This window comes from Bartonella sp. AP40SXNS (assembly GCF_042195825.1).
In the GTDB taxonomy this organism is placed as follows: Bacteria; Pseudomonadota; Alphaproteobacteria; order Rhizobiales; family Rhizobiaceae; genus Bartonella.
Genome location: NZ_JBHIPB010000003.1, coordinates 76277 through 94384 on the forward strand (window position 1 = coordinate 76277; position 18108 = coordinate 94384).

14 protein-coding genes and 1 pseudogene are annotated in these 18108 nt (G+C 40.2%); 12 read left to right on the top strand and 3 right to left on the bottom strand.

The window, feature by feature from the left end:
• Positions 1-78: 78 nt before the first annotated feature.
• The 4 genes and pseudogenes from ACFILZ_RS02925 to rimJ all read left to right on the top strand — a co-directional run bounded on the left by ACFILZ_RS02925 (position 79) and on the right by rimJ (position 3470).
• The gene (locus ACFILZ_RS02925) at positions 79-465 is read left to right on the top strand and encodes a hypothetical protein (protein WP_375606568.1); all 387 of its coding nucleotides are present in this window, start codon (positions 79-81) and stop codon (positions 463-465) included.
• Positions 465-2327 (top strand): ABC-F family ATP-binding cassette domain-containing protein, encoded by a 1863-nt coding sequence (locus ACFILZ_RS02930; RefSeq protein WP_375610340.1) that lies wholly within the window; start codon positions 465-467, stop codon positions 2325-2327. The genes ACFILZ_RS02925 and ACFILZ_RS02930 overlap by 1 nt, the downstream gene beginning before the upstream one ends.
• Before the next feature lie 185 nt (positions 2328-2512).
• Entirely contained in the window at positions 2513-2917 is a 405-nt protein-coding gene (locus ACFILZ_RS02935; protein WP_375610296.1) for a hypothetical protein, read from the top strand.
• Positions 2907-3470: pseudogene (gene rimJ / locus ACFILZ_RS02940) on the top strand (ribosomal protein S5-alanine N-acetyltransferase). Before ACFILZ_RS02935 ends, rimJ begins: the two are co-directional and overlap by 11 nt.
• Before the next feature lie 546 nt (positions 3471-4016).
• Here the strand turns inward: rimJ and ACFILZ_RS02945 are convergent.
• Positions 4017-4277: a DUF2312 domain-containing protein gene (locus ACFILZ_RS02945; RefSeq protein ID WP_005774567.1), complete on the bottom strand. Its 261-nt coding sequence runs from the start codon at positions 4275-4277 to the stop codon at positions 4017-4019.
• A 262-nt stretch (positions 4278-4539) separates the two neighbouring features.
• Between ACFILZ_RS02945 and ACFILZ_RS02950 the strand changes: the two genes are divergently transcribed.
• Together ACFILZ_RS02950 and pyk are read left to right on the top strand one after the other, a co-directional pair.
• A complete protein-coding gene (locus ACFILZ_RS02950; protein ID WP_375610295.1) occupies positions 4540-5028 on the top strand; it encodes a DUF1036 domain-containing protein in 489 nt (162 codons plus the stop codon).
• Entirely contained in the window at positions 5025-6461 is a 1437-nt protein-coding gene (gene pyk, locus ACFILZ_RS02955; RefSeq protein WP_375610294.1) for a pyruvate kinase, read from the top strand. Before ACFILZ_RS02950 ends, pyk begins: the two co-directional genes overlap by 4 nt.
• Positions 6462-7926: 1465 nt before the next feature.
• On the opposite strand, the gene ACFILZ_RS02960 is transcribed toward pyk, so the two are convergent.
• A complete protein-coding gene (locus tag ACFILZ_RS02960) occupies positions 7927-8310 on the bottom strand; it encodes a cell division protein ZapA (RefSeq protein ID WP_375606565.1) in 384 nt (127 codons plus the stop codon).
• 12 nt (positions 8311-8322) lie between these two features.
• On the bottom strand, positions 8323-8598 hold the full coding sequence (locus ACFILZ_RS02965) for a DUF4164 domain-containing protein (RefSeq protein ID WP_005774573.1): 276 nt from the start codon (positions 8596-8598) through the stop codon (positions 8323-8325).
• Between the two features lie 334 nt (positions 8599-8932).
• Between ACFILZ_RS02965 and tkt the strand changes: the two genes are divergently transcribed.
• From tkt to ACFILZ_RS02995, 6 genes are all read left to right on the top strand, one after another.
• A complete protein-coding gene (tkt, locus tag ACFILZ_RS02970) occupies positions 8933-10939 on the top strand; it encodes a transketolase (protein ID WP_375610293.1) in 2007 nt (668 codons plus the stop codon).
• A gap of 203 nt (positions 10940-11142) precedes the next feature.
• Complete coding sequence (gap, locus tag ACFILZ_RS02975; protein ID WP_375610292.1) at positions 11143-12150, top strand: type I glyceraldehyde-3-phosphate dehydrogenase; 1008 nt, start codon at positions 11143-11145, stop codon at positions 12148-12150.
• 513 nt (positions 12151-12663) lie between these two features.
• Positions 12664-13857, top strand: coding sequence for a phosphoglycerate kinase (locus ACFILZ_RS02980; protein ID WP_375610339.1), 1194 nt, complete (start codon positions 12664-12666; stop codon positions 13855-13857).
• A gap of 109 nt (positions 13858-13966) precedes the next feature.
• On the top strand, positions 13967-14998 hold the full coding sequence (locus tag ACFILZ_RS02985; RefSeq protein WP_375610291.1) for a class I fructose-bisphosphate aldolase: 1032 nt from the start codon (positions 13967-13969) through the stop codon (positions 14996-14998).
• A 757-nt stretch (positions 14999-15755) separates the two neighbouring features.
• Complete coding sequence (locus ACFILZ_RS02990) at positions 15756-16097, top strand: hypothetical protein (protein ID WP_375610290.1); 342 nt, start codon at positions 15756-15758, stop codon at positions 16095-16097.
• A gap of 1209 nt (positions 16098-17306) precedes the next feature.
• On the top strand, positions 17307-17498 hold the full coding sequence (locus ACFILZ_RS02995; protein ID WP_375610289.1) for a hypothetical protein: 192 nt from the start codon (positions 17307-17309) through the stop codon (positions 17496-17498).
• Positions 17499-18108: the final 610 nt, after the last annotated feature.

The window sequence follows — 18108 nt, forward strand, 5'->3', positions numbered from 1 at the left end:
TAAGGCAGAGGGGGGCCTAGTGATGAAGTGCCGACATAAACGATATATGTATTGATCTTGAGAAGGAAAGGTTTTGATATGTTAAAATCAATTTTTAAAGTGGCCGTTGTTTCGGCCATTGGTTTCAGTTCAGTCGCTTGTACTACAAACGATGAACGCGTTGCACGTTACGGCGTAGGAGGAGCAGCAATCGGTGCTTTGGCTGGAACTGCTATTGGTGGAAGTACGCCTGGAGCAGCACTTACCGGTGCAGCATTTGGGGCTTTGGCTGGAACAGTAACAGGTGCAGCTGCAAATCAAAGAAAACAACAAAGACAGGCATCACAATTGTGTACGTATCGTGGTCGTAGAGGGTATGTTTACCAAGCACCTTGTGGGCAGAGAGTTTCTGTTAGACAATTATGTGCTTACCGTGATGCAAGAGGGGTGATGTATAAAGCACCTTGTCCGCGCCGCGTTCGTTAATGGCGGTGCCGCTTCTGCGGCTTGACCGCATTTTCTTAAATTTTGGAACAACACCTTTGCTCAATCAAGCTTCTTTATCGGTTGAGCAGGGGGCGCGTATCGCGCTGGTCGGCCGTAATGGTTGTGGAAAATCGACCCTGTTAAAAATTGCCGCAGGAATATTAGAACCTCATGGTGGCGAAATTTTTCGCCACCCGCGAGTGACGCTCCGTTATGTCTCACAAAATCCGGATTGTTCAGGATTTGAAGATATTAATGCCTATATGGAAGCGGGGCTGGACGATACATCTGATGTCCAGTGGATCAATACGCTTCGCACAAATTTAGGGTTTTCGGGGACGGAAAAATTGGAAACGCTTTCGGGAGGCGAAAAGCGGCGTGTTTCGTTGTTACGGGCCATTGCTGCAAAACCCGATATTTTGTTCTTAGATGAACCAACCAATCATCTTGATTTACCAACTATTGAATGGCTGGAAGCTGTTTTGTCTTCTTTGCGTTCAGCGATTGTGGTGATTTCCCACGATCGGCGATTTTTAGAAAATGTTACGCGGTCAACGGTATGGCTTGATCGTGGCACAACCAAAAGGCTGGAAAAGCGTTTTTCAGAATTTGAAAATTGGCGTGATAAAGCACTGGAAGAAGAAGCCATCGAACAGCATAAATTGGGGCGCCAAATTGCCCGTGAAGAGCAATGGTTGCGTTATGGCGTGAGCGCACGGCGTAAGCGTAATGTACGGCGCTTAGGCGAATTAAAAGACTTAAGACAGCGTCATCAAACCTATAAAGGGCAGCCAGGAAATGCACTTTTGACAGCAGCAAAAAGTCATGAGTCTGGGCAATTGGTGCTTGAAGCAAAGAAAATTTCAAAATCCTATGGTGAGCGCATGATCGTGAAAGATTTCTCTTTGCGCATTCAGCGTGGTGATCGAATCGGTTTGGTGGGACCTAATGGTATCGGAAAGACAACGCTCCTTTCTGCATTAATTGGGCAAGAAACCGTGGATAGCGGAACGGTGAGGCATGGCTATAACCTCTCCATGGCATTGCTTGATCAGCAGCGTATTTTAAATGAAGAAGAAACTTTAGCGCATTATTTAACGGGAGGAAGAGGTGATACTCTTGTGATCAACGGGCTGGAGCGGCATGTCGTTTCTTATATGAAAGACTTTTTATTTTCACCAGAACAAGCACGCACTCCCCTTAAAGAATTTTCAGGGGGAGAAAGAGCACGCCTCATGCTTGCACGCCTTCTTTCGCGTCCTGCAAACTTTTTGATTCTTGACGAACCGACCAATGATTTGGATATGGAAACTTTGGATTTGTTGCAAGAATTTATTGCTGATTTTGCGGGAACAGTATTGTTGGTCAGTCATGACAGAGACTTTTTAGATCGTACTGTAACGCATATGTTGGCACCTCAAGGTGATGGTCATTGGGTTTTGTATGCGGGTGGCTATAGTGATATGATAGCGCAAAACCAGCATGCTCTTCGTTTACAACGCAAAAAAACAGAATTATCGCAGCGTAAAGTACCTTCAAAATCTCATGCGGGAGAGCTTTTAAAGCAGGACTCATCAACAGATCATAGCTTGGTAGGGCGGGAGAAAAAAACACGAGGTAAATTGTCTTATAAGCAGGTTTATGCATTGGAAAAATTGCCTGAAGAAATTGCTGTTTTGCAGGACGAAATCAAAAAAATTGAGCAAGAGCTCTCTGATCCAACCCTTTATCGCCGCGATAAAGAATGTTTTGAGCGTTTATCAACGGCATTGGAAAAAAAGAAAAATACTTGCACACAAAAGCAAGAAGAATGGCTAGAACTTGAAATTTTACGCGAAGAAATGGAAGCGTGTTCACGGTAATATCTAAAATTTTAAAAGATTTGTATTGCATCATCGCTTTTCTTTGATTTGTTACAAGAGTTTGTGGCTGATTTAGCGGGAACAGTGCTGTTGACGAGTTATGGCAGAGACTTTTTAGATTGCACTGTAACATATAGCACTTCAAGGCGATGGTTATTGGGATTTGTATACGGGGGGACAGTGATATGATAGCGCAAAACAAGCATGCTCTTCGTTTACAAGGCAAAGAAACAAAACTATCTTTGCTGGGAGCTTTTTCAAAACTTCATATATGGAAGTACGCCAATTCCATTGCATACCTTGCCAGTCCCCAATGTTGCTTGCAACTCCTTTGGAATTTGAGAGCATTCGTAAGAAATATGCCCTTGTCTTTACCTTATGCTTTAAACATACCACCCCCGCTTATGACGGAAAAGCAAATGATCCTCATTAATTCTAACGTAAGAAGTGTTGTGATGAGAAAAGCTTACTGTATTCGACGTTATGATTTGAGTTTAAAAATGATGATTTGCCAGGATAAATCAACGTTTTCCAGGATAAATCAACGTTTTATTGCAACATTTCTAGGAGGAGAAAATGATGGTAATTAAAACAAAGCGAACAATTTCCACATTGATCGGTTTAGAAGATGCAGCTGAACTGTCTTCTTATTTCCTCCGTAATGCGAATCATCTGCGTCCTTTTGAACCTGTTAGATCTGATGGTTACCACAGCCTAACAGCTTGGGAAACACGAGCCAATGCATTTGCTTGTGAAAGTGCAAAGGGATAAGCATACCGATATGCCGTACGATTAAAAAATAAAAACACAATTATTGGTGTTGTGAATTTTACAAATGTGGTTCGGGGTGTTTTTCAAGCCTGTCATCTTGGTTTTTCTCTTGATGAAAAACAACAAGGAAAAGGTCTCATGTTTGAGAGTTTATCGGCTCTAATACGGCATATCTTTCATATTTATCATCTGCATAGAGTGATGGCAAATTATAGACCTGAGAACATAAAAAGCGAACGTTTATTAAAACGCCTTCATTTTGAAAAAGAAGGCTATGCTAAAGACTATTTGATGATTTCTGGAAAATGGAGAGATCACATTCTAACCTCTCGAATCAATGATCTTTATGAGTCCGTTAATAGATTTGAATAAAGTTTTGTTAAGGGTCTTTTTATCAAATGTGTAAATATGCTGCACTTTTCCCTATCCTAAAAGACGAAGATCCTTAACCACCTCTTCTTTTGTAAACAGTTCAGACTCTCGTTTAGCGGATTTCAACTGCTGACCGCTTTCATATGTTTCTTTTCGTAGATAATAAATTGATTTATCATCATAATTCATTTTTTTCAATTTGAAGAGAGTCCTCAATATTGGAAGACTTTCTCACTTAAAATCTATAGATGTTTAATCATAAAAACACCTCTCTTGCACATCACAAACTGGGTTGGCATAGGTTGGCATACAAGTGAGGGTTTATGTGGATAAAAATGATTGAAGAATAAGAATAAAAATTCTCTGTATAAATCCTTTTAAATGTGAGGGCTGTTACAAATATTGTGTATTCTGTGACCGATAGTCTCGTTACAAGTTACACAAACTGCTTATTGTTGGTTGAAATTTTTATACATTCATTTATTTTTTGCCATTTGTTTTTTGTATTTTCTTTTCTTAAGAAAATTTCCAATGTTATCAATGGTTTTAATTCATACCAAGCGCATTTTTATAAAGTTCAATGATTGCTTCTTCTTCCATTCTTTCATGCTCTTCTTTTTTACGCAGCCGTATAATGCTTCGAACAGCTTTACTATCAAAACCAGAGCCTTTAAGTTCAGTGTAAACGTCTTTAATATCATCAGAAATGGTTTTTTTCTCTTCTTCTAGTCGTTCAATACGTTCGATAAAAGAGCGTAATTGGTTTACGGATATAGCGTGTGTTTGATCGGTTACTGTATCGTTCATTGTATTTTTCTCCAAGTTATATATTTTAAGTTGTTTTTCGACGACGAATTTATGTTAAAAAAGCTTGAAAATAAAAAGTAAGTCAAGCTACACAGTTTTTTTACAAATTGACTTTAAATATTTTGTAAAATTTTTAAGATATATGCATTGATAAAAGGGCTATAAAAAGAAAAATATAAAAATATACGTTTTAGATTTGAAAAGCTTTAAAAAAAGAAATGTGTAATTTGTTTTGAGAATTTGGCATTATAGAGGAAGTTTTGTGATTTTAAAAAAACGATATTGGGTGCTTCAGAAAGGATTAAAAGTTTTTCTTTTGAGCATTTTGCTCTTGTTTCCCCTTGTTGTTTTTGCAAAAGCTGACTTTAGGGTTTGTAATACAACTCAGCAGTCTGTAGGGGTTGCTCTTGGATACCGTACATTTTCAGGGTGGGTGAGTGAAGGCTGGTGGACTGTGCCAGTGACGGAGTGTAAAACTTTAATTGAGGGGCCTCTTGCTTCACGGTTTTATTATTTTTATGCGGAAGGGGCACAAAAAAAAGGGAACTGGGCAGGCTCTGTGACCATGTGTGTACAAGATAGCCAATTTACTATTCAAGGGGTTCATGATTGTTTCCCTCGAGGATATCAAAAGGCTGAATTTAAAGAGATCGATACCGGAAATCAAACCAGTTGGATGGTACAGTTGACGGATGAGTCTTTGTTAAACAATTCAGTTATACCTTCTCTTTCAGGAAATTCTTCACCGTGAAACGTGCACGTAAAGTAAAAATTATTGCAACTCTTGGTCCATCTTCTTTTTCTCGTTTGATGATTGAAAAGCTTTTTAGGGCAGGGGCAGACGTTTTTCGTCTTAATATGAGCCATACTGATCGTGATATGCTGGGTGATTTGGTCAAGTCTATACGAGAAGTTGAAAAAACAGTTCGACGCCCCATAGGTATTTTGGTGGATCTTCAGGGGCCAAAACTGCGTGTGGGACGTTTTGCTAAGGGGCAAGAAGATTTGCGTGTTGGGCAAAGCTTTACATTAGATAATCGTGATGTTCTTGGTGATGCACAGCGTGTTTTTTTCCCTCATGAGGATGTATTTTCGGCTGTTAAACCAGGGGACCGGTTGTTGATTGATGATGGAAGGGTGGAACTGCGTGCGCAAGTTTGTGATGATCACTTTGTACAGTGTCGCGTGGTTGCTGGTACCCGTATTTCTGATCGAAAGGGTGTCAGTTTTCCCGATACAATTTTGCCTTTTGATGCGATGACGTCAAAAGATAAGGGGGATCTTCAGGCTCTTTTACAGCAGCCTGTTGATTGGGTTGCTCTTTCTTTTATTCAACGTCCAGAAGATATTATGGCGGTGCGTCAGTTGACGAAAAGTAAGGTGTCTTTGATGACTAAAATCGAAAAGCCTCAAGCCTTGGAGCATATAGAGAAAATTATTGATGTATCTGATGGCATTATGATTGCACGGGGTGATCTCGGAGTGGAAATGCCTTTGGAAAAGGTCCCTGCACTTCAGATGGAGTTGATAAAAGCTTGTCGTTTAGCAGGAAAGCCTGTTGTGGTGGCAACACAGATGCTTGAATCAATGATCACATCTCCTGTTCCCACACGCGCAGAAGTGTCGGATGTTGCTACAGCAGTTTATGCAGGAACAGATGCGGTGATGTTGTCTGCTGAATCTGCTTCTGGTTGCTATCCTGAAGAAGCTGTGCTTATGATGGACCGAATCGCGCGGCAAATCGAACAAGATCATACTTATGCCGCTCAGGTTTGGGCACAACATCCAGCACCAGAATCAACAGGAACGGATGCGATTTCTCTTGCTGCGCGTCAGATTGCTGAAACACTTGCTCTATCCGCTATCGTTGCCTATACGGCTTCAGGAACAACGGGGGTGCGCGCCTCTCGTGAACGCCCTAATAGACCGATTATTGCTTTATCTCCCATTGTGGAAACAACACGGCGTTTGGCTCTCGTTTGGGGGCTTCATTGTGTGGTCACGCAAGATGCACGGAGTTTAGAGGATATGGTTGATCGTGCAGCAGCCATTGCATTTCAGGAAGGTTTTTGCAAAGGGGGAGATCGCTTCCTTGTGACAGCTGGTGTTCCCCTTGGAACGCCTGGTGCGACAAATCTCTTGCGTATTGCTTCTGTCTCTCAAGATGGAACGAAAGGGATTTGAGCCGTTTACGCATGGTGTTTTTTCATGCGCCTTTGAACAGGCTTTAAAAACAACGGCTGTTCGTCTTTTGTGAATGCCTCCATAGACTCATTATTCTTTTATCTCCTATCGTAAGATAGCAAGATATTGCGTTAGGTCGTCCAGTTTGGTGATGGGAGCAGATCCGGTGATATTGTCTTTTGATTTTGTTTTAGTTCTGAGGAAGCTGCTTTTACGGTAGGGCATTTAATGGGAGCCCCCTTTTTATTTCATTGAGGCATATTGGGAATTGCTTTATTGATGTTTATACGAGCGAGATGTTCATTGATAATGAGAATTTATTCTTTTTCTTTTTGGATGAGAGCCTTGAAATTGTTCTCATTTTAAACTTTTGCAAACAGAATTGAATAAAGTTAAAATTATGTACCTAAAAAATCGTACTGGTATGTTATAAGAAAAAGTGATGGGTGAATGTGTTTTTAAATATGCTTTGTCGGGGCATTTGCAACATATTGATTTATAATGATAATTTATCGTTATTAAACTTGAATTAGAACCCCGAATACCGTAAGATTCTCTTAAATTTATTTATGTTTTGTTAATCATAACTCTTTGCTTGTACGTCATAAGTGGGTGGGACATGTGGGTAAAAATTGTACAAGAAAGGCATACTTCTTATGAAGCGTTTCAAGAGCCAAGGGGGCTGTTGCAATATTGAGGGCTGACTATAATGATGATGCCGACTTGCTCTTTCTTTTATTAAGCTTGGAGATTTTGAGGGGTGGGGAGAGAAATATGGATTATTTGTTATAAGGATAAAGATGTCGGTAGAGGATGGTTTCAAGAGCTATTGTTGTTTATGATGTTTGAGGTTGTATGAGATTAACATACTCTTTGGATTTGACTTTTTTCCTGCTCTAAAGGATGAAAATACTTAATTCACGCTGGTTTATAAATGATACGGTTCTTTTCGGTGGGTTTCATCGGATGGACATTTCAGGCGCAAAGACTCTATGGTGCTTATATTATCAAATAGCGGTGTTTTACGGTATAATAGATAAGGTTATTTTTTAATATATATTGTATTATCTAGGGGAAAGAATTTTTTGGCATGCATTCATAGGGAACATGAATATAGCTCTTTTTTTCGAAGGGTGCTTTATTTGTTTGTTGTTGTTGTCATTTATATGATTTTTTTTACAATGATGTTGGTTTTGTTATCTTATTGAGCTTTTAAAAGACATCTCATTTGAAATGTGGTGATATAAGGTAGCCTCCTTGATATAGGAAGTGTTTGTGCGGAGGTGAAATATTCAGGGTAGGGCTTTCTTGTTGAGGTTTAAGTTAATCCCATAAGTCGTGAGTAGCTGGAATCTTTCCTATAAAAAACCAGACTGTTTACACACTGGTGTGGGTTTTAGGATTTTTGTTCTGTAAGGTGTGAGAGGCAAGTCAAATCTTGGTTTATTACGCGCTGATGTACTTTTTAGAAATCTTCCTGTTCTTGTTCTTGAATGTTTGTGCAGTTTTGATCATCTTTGAGCAATTGGTTGGTGAGATTTTCAATGCGTTGTGTGGTGTCACGCATAATTTTCCCCATGGTGCGGTCTCTTTCGTTGTGGAGTCGTAAAAGAGTATTGTAGTCTTCTTGTAATTTTTTATTTTCTCGTTTTATTTCTTCCATTTCATCAATAATCATTATGCCAGCCATAACCGATAAACGATGGTCGCCAATTTCACCAAAATTGTTCTTTAAATGTGTGATATATTGATCCAATTGAGCAGCAAGCGCAATAAGACGACGTTCTTGTCCTTTGTCACAAGCCATGCGATAAATTTTACCATCAATGGTAACGGAAACAGTTTCCATACATTCAAACCTTTATCTATCAATGACAACACGAATTGTTTCCATTGCTTTAATAAGACGTTTGGAAACTTCTTTGTTTACGGACTCTAAGCGTTCAATTTGGGCTTCAGCTTTGTCAAGCGCTTGGGCAAGATGGCTGCGGTCAGCATTCATTCGTTGGATTTCTTCTTCCCATTCGTTATTTTTATCAATAACGGCATTGCGGTTTATTATGGTAATCTCTAAAGTTCTAAGTGCCTTTTCTAGGTGCTCTAAAGCATCTTGTAGAACTGTAGTCTCTTGGTTCATTGCCTTTATCCTTTGGGTAATTGTATCCTTTATCAATGTGTTATGCAAAAACGAATCACTTTCACTCTTGTGTTGTGTGCATTTTATTTTTAAGGATATAGGATATTTTAGCAAGCAAAGCAGGGGATAGATATAAATTAAAAGCTGGATTTTTTGCGCGTATTGGCATAAATGACATGGATATACAGAACGCGTGAGGGGAATGTTATTAATATTATTGAAGTGGTGGCAAAAAGTCTCACGCTAAGGATTAGAAAATAGTATTTCTTGAGAACTTTAAGAGAATACGGAAAAAGCAACAGAATAACGTATTTAACGAAATGGTCGATTATTCATGACAAACACCCACCAACAGAATCAGATGGCCAATGCTATCCGTTTTCTTGCTATTGATGCGATTGAAAAAGCAAATTCTGGTCATCCAGGCTTGCCAATGGGAGCCGCCGATATTGCTACGGTTCTTTATACAAGATTCCTTGCTCATGACCCCAAAAAACCTCGCTGGCCTAACCGTGATCGTTTTGTGTTATCAGCAGGACATGGGTCTATGTTGCTTTATGCTCTCTTGTATCTTTCTGGTTATGAAGATATTGGCATTGAAGATCTCAAAAATTTTCGCCAATTAGGAGCAAAGCTTGCTGGGCATCCAGAATATGGGCATGTGGCGGGAATCGAAACAACGACTGGTCCTCTCGGACAAGGATTGGCTAATGCCGTGGGGATGGCTCTTGGAGAGCGTTTGCAAAATGCTCGTTTTGGTGATCTTATCAACCATTACACTTATGCGTTGGTGGGCGATGGATGCCTTATGGAAGGGATATCTCAAGAAGCACTTTCCCTTGCTGGTCATTTGAAACTCAATAAGCTTATTGTGTTGTGGGACGATAATAATATTTCTATCGATGGAGAGATTTCCCTTGCTGATAGTACAGATCAGATTGCGCGTTTTAAGGCATCTGGTTGGGAGACACATAAAGTCAATGGGCATGATCAAGCAGCAATTGCGCGAGCTATTGAGGCGGCACAAAATTCCGATAAACCAACTTTGATCGCTTGTAAAACAACAATTGGTTTTGGAGCACCCAATAAAGCGGGTACCAATAAAGTTCATGGTGCCCCTTTGGGTGCACGAGAAATCACTGAAACCCGTATCGCTTTAGGGTGGGATGCTGAGCCTTTCGTTATTCCAGCCGATATTCTCGATAATTGGCGCTTGGCTAGTCTCAATGCTGCTAAAAAACGTCAAAAATGGGAAGAAAAATTTGCTGATCTTCCTGTTTCAGAGCGTGTGGAGTTTGAAAGATTGATGCGGGGCGATCTCGTGGGCGGATTTGATGGCGCTATCGATGCTTATAAACAGAAATTGGTTGAAGAGCGCCCCGTTGTTGCTACGCGTAAAGCTTCGGAAATGGCTCTTGAAGTGATCAATGAAGTCATTACGGAAACCATTGGTGGTTCTGCCGACCTAACAGGGTCCAATAACACAAAAAGCAGCCAAATGAAAAGTATCTCTGCAGATGATTTTTCAGGGCGCTATCTGCATTATGGAATTCGCGAACACGCAATGGGCGCTATAATGAATGGGCTTGCTCTTCATGGGGGCTTTATTCCTTATGGGGGAACATTTTTATGCTTTTCTGACTATATGCGTCCCGCTATGCGTTTGTCTTCTCTTATGGGGTTGCGGGTGGTTTATGTCATGACCCATGATTCTATTGGTCTTGGTGAGGATGGTCCTACCCATCAACCTGTGGAGCATTTGGCTTGCCTGCGTTCCATGCCTAATCATCTTGTATTTCGCCCTGCTGATGCCATGGAAACAGTCGAATGTTGGCAATTGGCTTTGAAAGCACGCGGAACACCTTCTACCTTGGCTTTGAGTCGACAAAATCTACCGCTTTTGCGTCAAGAGTATGAAGAAGAAAATCTCTGTATGCTTGGTGCTTATGAGTTATTAACGGCCAGTGATGAAGCGCAAGTGACTTTATTTGCTTCCGGTTCAGAATTGCAAATTGCGGTACAAGCACATGCGGTTTTAGAAGAAAAAAATATCCCAACGCGTGTGATTTCTGTTCCTTGTTTTGAACTTTTTTCTCAACAATCTCTCTCCTATCAGCGTGCTCTCATTGGAGAGGCACCGATTAAAATTGCTATTGAAGCTGCTGTCTCCCAAGGATGGGACCGTTTTATTGGCTGTGATGGTGTGTTTATTGGTATGGAGGGCTTTGGGGCAAGTGGAACAATTGATACCCTTTATGCGCATTTTGGTATTACTTGGGAAAATGTCGTTGCGACCGCAGAAAAAGAGCTTGGAAAGATCAAAGAGGAAAAGACAAAATGACAACTTGTGTTGTCATGAGTTGGTTTGGTCGTAGGGCGTCTATACTGTACAGTGTTGTGGATGATCTTGTGCATTATTGTGGATAAGTAAGTGATTAATCAAGATATTGACGTTATAGGAATTAATGATTTGGGATTGATGAAATACCTATTTATTGTGTTTTAAATGGTGTGCTTTTAAAAATTGATGAGGAAACATGTGAAATGACGGTTCGTGTTGCAATTAATGGGTTTGGTCGTATTGGACGCAATATTTTACGTGCGCTTGTAGAAAGTGGACGACAAGATATTAAAGTGGTTGCAATTAATGATTTAGGATCTGTGGAAACAAATGCCCATTTGTTGCGCTATGATTCAGTTCATGGGCGCTTCCCTGGAACTGTTGAGGTGGTGGGGGATGCTATTGATGTGGGAGGTGGTTTAATAAAGGTATGCGCAGAGCGTGATCCTGCTCAATTGCCTTGGAAAGATTTGGATATCGATATTGCTTTGGAATGTACGGGCATTTTTACGGCGCGTGATAAAGCAAGTGCTCATTTGGAGGCGGGGGCAAAGCGTGTTCTTATTTCTGCGCCTTCTGAAGGAGCAGATCTTACGGTCGTCTATGGGGTTAATCATCAATCTTTAAGCAGCGAGCATCGCGTTGTTTCAAATGCTTCTTGTACAACCAATTGTTTGGCGCCTGTTGCACAAGTTTTACACAACACAGTGGGCATTGAAAAGGGCTTTATGACAACAATCCATTCTTATACGGGTGATCAACCTGTGTTGGATACAATGCATCGGGACCTTTATCGTGCACGTGCGGCAGCTCTTTCTATGATTCCTACCTCAACAGGAGCGGCAAAAGCTGTGGGATTGGTCTTGCCAGAATTAAAGGGATTGCTTGATGGTGTATCGATTCGTGTTCCGACCCCTAATGTTTCTGTGGTTGATTTGACATTTATCGCTAAGCGTTCCACAACAATCGAAGAAATTAATACAGCCATTGCTATTGCTGCACAAGGTCCTTTGAAGGGAATTTTAGACACGACAGAAGAGAAACTCGTGAGTTGTGATTTTAATCATAATCCTCATTCAGCTATTTTCCACAATGATCAAACAAAAGTGATTGATGGTAAGCTCTGTCGCGTTTTGGTTTGGTATGATAATGAATGGGGCTTTTCTAACCGTATGAGTGATACGGCTGTGGCTTTTGCTAAGACAATATAAGAGGACCTCAGGGTCCTCTTTTTATAGGGAAAAGTCTCATTTTTGTGCAATTTTGAGAAAAACAGTTAGAGGCTGTTGTTCTCATGCGCTAGAGGAAGAGGCTATTGAAAAATTGATGATGTGTTTTGTTTTAATACTGTGTCAATACGTGCTTTTAAAAGATGCATGAAAGAGTAAACTTTGAAAAGTAAGATCTGAACGAGATACCTTTTGAGAAAACGTCATAAAAAAGGAGATGTAAACTCTTTTTCCTAGAAGTAAAAGGAAGCTTTAATAGAGATCAAGTTGAGCCAATGCATTTGTTTGCCACAATGGAATATGAAGATTAAGAGCAATGGTGGGCTTTTGTACATTTGACGATAAAAGCTTTGGATTTTTATTAAGCAAAGGGTGAGAGATAGGCTGTCGTGGATCTCTTGTAAAAGCAAAGAGGGGGATAAGTGGAAAGAAAAGTGGGCAGGGTTGTTGGATGCGTTTTTATTTGAAACAATGGAAAGTGAAGAGGAAGCAGTGATGGGGTTTCGTACACTTGATGATGTTGATGTTTTAGGTAAACGTGTTCTGGTGCGCGTAGATTTTAATGTTCCTATGGCGCAAGGTAAGGTATGCGATGAGACGCGTCTTGTACGACATAAAGAAACACTCGTTGAGCTACAAAAGCGTGGTGCTAAACTTATTCTGCTTTCTCATTGTGGTCGCCCCAAAGGAAAGGTAGAACAAGAGTTTTCACTCCGTCCTGTTGTACAAGTATTGGAAAAGATCATTAATCAGCCGGTTGCTTTTGCTCCGGACTGTATCGGTTCGGCGGTGCAGGTTGCAGTTGAGTCATTACAAAATGGTGGTGTTTTACTGCTTGAAAATGTTCGTTTTCATTCAGGGGAAGAAAAAAATGATTGTTCTTTTGCAGAAGCTTTGGCTCATAATGGCGATCTCTATGTTAATGATGCTTTTTCAGTTTCTCATCGTGCCCATGCTTCGGTAGAGGGCATAACACATTTGTTGCCTTCCTATGCGGGGCGTTCTTTGCAAGGTGAGTTGCAGGCATTAGAAAAAGGATTGGGCAATCCAACACGTCCTGTAATTGCTCTTGTGGGAGGTGCCAAGGTTTCTAGTAAGCTTTTTGTGCTCAATCATTTGGTGGAAAAAGTCGACTCCTTAATTATTGGTGGGGGCATGGCCAACAGTTTTTTAGCGGCGCAAGGTATCCATGTAGGGAAATCACTGTGTGAACATGCATTGATGGAAACAATTAAAAAAATCATTAAAAAAGCGCAAGAGTGTCAATGTAAGCTTCTGCTCCCTCAGGATGCTGTCGTTGGATTTCGCTTTGAAAAAGATGCACCGCATCGTCTTTATGACATTGAAGATATTCCACAAGATGGCATGATTATGGATGTTGGTGCACGTTCTATTGCGCATATCAATGCTGCAATTGATGAAGCTGCTACCCTTGTGTGGAATGGACCCCTTGGTGTTTTTGAGATGCCTCCCTTTGATAAGGGAACAATTGCCGTGGCACGCTATGCAGCAGAACGTAGTCAAAAAGGGAAACTGGTTTCAATTGCGGGAGGAGGCGATACGGTTTTCGCTCTTAATCATGCTGGTGTTGCCAATGATTTTACTTATCTCTCGACTGCTGGAGGAGCTTTTTTGGAATGGATGGAAGGTAAGATTTTACCTGGCATTTTTGCCCTTATGCAAGCTTAAATGTTTATTTAAAGTGCAGCTAAAAAAAGAACTGTGTTGTTATGTAGAGTATATCGCGCGTGGTGCGCACTTTTGGAAAATTTAAAGACAAAATAAAGAGGATTTTTTTATGAACGAACGGCTTGAAGATATTGCACTTTCTTTGGTGTATACAGGTAAAGGTATTTTAGCAGCAGATGAAAGTACGGCAACCATTGGCAAGCGTTTTGAAAGTATTGGTGTTGAATCTCATGAAGATAGTCGCCGTGCTTATCGTGAAATGCTTTTTAGCGCAAAAGAAGCTATGGAAAATGCCATTTCTGGAGTCATTTTATTTGATGAAACCATTCGGCAAAAAGCATCAACTGGACAAATGTTGACGGATCTTATTCGGGATTCAGGCGCTTTGCCAGGCATTAAAGTTGATACGGGAGCCAAACCATTGGCTGCTTTTCCGCAAGAGACAATTACCGAAGGGTTGGATGGTCTTCGTGAGCGGCTAAAAGACTATTACGCTTTGGGAGCACGTTTTGCTAAATGGCGGGCGGTAATTGCTATTAATGCCGATACTTTGCCAACAAGAGGGGCCATAAGACAAAATGCACAAGCTCTCGCACGCTATGCTGCTTTGTGTCAGGAGTTGAATATTGTGCCCATTGTTGAACCGGAAGTGTTAATGGATGGACCGTCGTGTGGGCATTCCATTACGCGTTGCTTTGAGGTGACACGCGCTGTTTTACAGGCTGTCTTTAAAGAATTGTTTGAAGCCCGTATTCTTTTGGAGGGGATGATTTTAAAGCCCAATATGGTGATTGATGGCAAGGATGCACGCAAGGCTAGTGTTGAAGAAGTTGCTGAAAAGACCGTCCAGGTGCTTAAACAAACGGTTCCTGCTGCTGTTCCAGGAATTGCTTTTCTTTCTGGAGGACAGTCCGATCAGGAAGCAACAGCGCATTTATCTGCCATGAATTCTTTAGGCTCATTGCCTTGGAAATTGACCTTTTCCTATGGACGCGCATTGCAAGCAGCAGCCTTAACAGCATGGGCTGGAAAAGATGAAAATATTGCTGTTGCACAGAAGGCATTTCGTCATCGGGCTCGGATGAACCATCTTGCGGCCTTGGGACAATGGACAAAAGAACAAGAAAAAGCGTGCGATTGAAGCACAAGCTCTGTTCTTAAATGCGGGGAGATTTTTCATATTTCTGCGTGATTTTTGGTGCCCTCATCATGATAAAAATGGCGGGGGCGTTTTAGGCTTGAAAGCTTTTTCAGAGAGTTTTTTCCTTGGACCTTTTAAAAGCCTTTAATGGGTGCTATCGAGAGATAAGATTGCGGGAGAGGTGCAATTTCGAGAAGCGGAGATAATGCTAGGAAATTTGTGAATGCACAGCACTTTAGTATGGTGTCGTTCATGAGGTGGTACTTGCTTTTTGCGTGAAAATCATAAAGCTCATACTGTATTGAAGAGTTTGATATTGTGATATTTTTTCTTTTTCATGTTATCATTACTTGTCATCAGCAGAATTTATTTGATTGCAGTTTTAAAGGTGGATTAAGCGGGTAGATTAGAGAGTTGCGATTTCTGAGCGGATTGAAATACAGCTTATGAAGCTTTTCTGCGTCAGGATAGCTTCCTCTTCAATGGGGGTAGTTTTTCTATTGGCGAACGAATTGAATAACTCTTGCGAAAGAAAATAGATTTGCTCCTCAATAAAACACCTATTTTTTCGTTAAAATGAATAAATTTTTCTTGTCTTTTGTGATGATATAATTATAAGCGATTAAATTTATAGCGTTTTTGCTTTAAAATGGGGGGAATTGTGGACGGTATATCTTCTAAAAATAACAGTATATCTTCTAAGAATACAAGCATCAAAAGAAAAAATCGATACGTAGAACAGAGCTTTTCTGCAATTATGATGCGAAAATTGTGCAATATGGTGCGTAGGGTATTCGAAGGGATCTTTACAGTATTTACTTTCACAATTTTTCTTATCCTGTTCAGCATACGTGGACCGGTTCATGCCGTACTAAGCTTCTTTGCAGGTGCGAGTGGAATAACGTGCTTTTTCTTTTTTGTCGGATACTACTTACAACGCCGCGAAGCAACAGCAGATGAGGCCGGTATATCGCTCACATTACTTTTAGCAATTGGTGAAGGCATTTTTTCTATTTGCTCCCTGTATGCTGCGTGGGGTTACGACGCTCTCTTATTCCGTTTAGCACCTCCTGGGTATGTTCTTATTCTCCCTGAATAAATAGGGTGCAATTCGTTTGCATACAAATCAAAATGAGAGGCTGTCTGCCTCTCAAATTCTTCATAATCGCTCTCCAAAATAATGACATCAGACCCGCGTTTTTAATGAAGGGACTAAAAAGCCTTGGGTCCTTAAGCCTCAAGGCAACCCTTTACAAGGGCGGTGCGCCTAACGGCATCCTTGATTAAGACACCCAAACGGCTTATGAACAAACTCTCTTATTAAGCCACATCATCTTTTATTCTTCTCATGCAGCTCTGAAATCATGATATAAGGGGAAAGCTTCTCATCGTGCCTAAATGGTACCTTATCGTGTGTTAAATGGAAAAATGAGAAAAAGCATCTTTATGCAATATAATCCAATTATGATTTTTTGATTTAAACATAAAAGACTTAAAGCCTTCGACAAGACTGATACGATAAAAGGGAGTAAATCGCCTATCCTTAGAAACTAAGACATATTCTCGGTGCTCTTGATATAGTTATATCACCAAATGATTTTTGAATGACTCATCCTTTTGGCTCTATCCGCTAAAAGGTCATTTTGAGGGTTCTTGGTTAATGAATGTAAAGAAAAATTAGCACATAATATTTCGCTTTGCTGGTATAGATGCTGAATGAGTTAATTATCTAGAGGATTACTGAAGAGGGAGCGCTAAAAAATGATGAAAATCCGCTGCACTTCGATGAATTTGTGATTGAAGATATAATCGTAGAACTTGGCTTATCTGTTCTTGAAACAGCTGAATGATTTGAAATGGTTAGGGTGTGTATTTTACACACACTTGGCTCGCTATACAAAAAAATTATGATTTTGTGCAAGCTTTAAAACATAAAGACCCTAAAGATATATCATATTTGCACAATACATTGATTTATAATGATAATTTAGCATTATTTATATTGAATTAGTCGCCCGAATAACGTAAGATTTTCTCATTTCAAATCTGTTTATCTTGGATCAATCAAAACCATTCCCTTGCACATCACAAGCGGGGCTGGTGTGTGAGTAAAAACTATAGAAGAAAGGAGACTACAAATGCCTCCTATGACCCCTCTCTAGTACCAAAGGCTGTCGCAACATCCACGAGTTGGCAAAGTGTGTGATGGTGCCGTCTTGCTTCTTCACAAACGTAAAGATGAAGGTGCTCAATAGCTTTACCGTTATAGCATTCATGGACACCGTCGCGAAATGGATTTGGGTACTCTTTGAGAGATATATCTTTAAAACAAGCCCATGAAACTGCAACAAAAGGGCGTTCTGTTTTCCGTGAGGAACAAAATCCCATTAAAAAACGGAATAAACAAAAGTGTGAAGCAATAAGCAATCTCCATTATTTAAAAGATATTGCTCTAGATACTTTTGTACACGTTCCTATCATCGTTAAAATGCCTTCTTAAAGCACGACAGGAGGTGCTATAAAATGAGGGCTGTAAATATAAATGATGGGATTGTGGGGCTTGGAGGGGATGAGAAGATAGTGTACAATCAAAGCACTCTATCCTTACTTTTATAGGCTATGACTGGAAGAGAGAGTTGGAGAGACGATTTATAAACAAAGAGAAGGTGTTTTTAGGTTGCATGTCTTCAAGAAAAGACAGTGGTCGTGGTGATATTTACAAACAATAAATTTAATAAAATTTTACAATTTTGCCAAAAGCGGGTTTATTACAAAAGCTGTTGCTCATACGCGCTCACACAAAAATTATAGAGACACCCAAAAACGCTAAAAAATCTTTGCTCTTTTTCAATAATAAGAATCTGCAAACAATGTTCAAAAAATGTTCGTTTTTTAAAAGAGAATAAAAGGATACTCTTACAGATGAGAGAAGCGTATTTATAAATTACAGCTTGTCATGATTTTCGGTAAACACTATTGTTTAGAGCGCTGAGATAGAGGGCATGAAAAATTTTTCATATTAATTTTTTTTAAAGAGTGGGGTAAGTTTTTAGGGTAGAGTCTATCAAGTAAGCTGTATAAGGGACTCAAGCAAGCGAGCACCATTATTA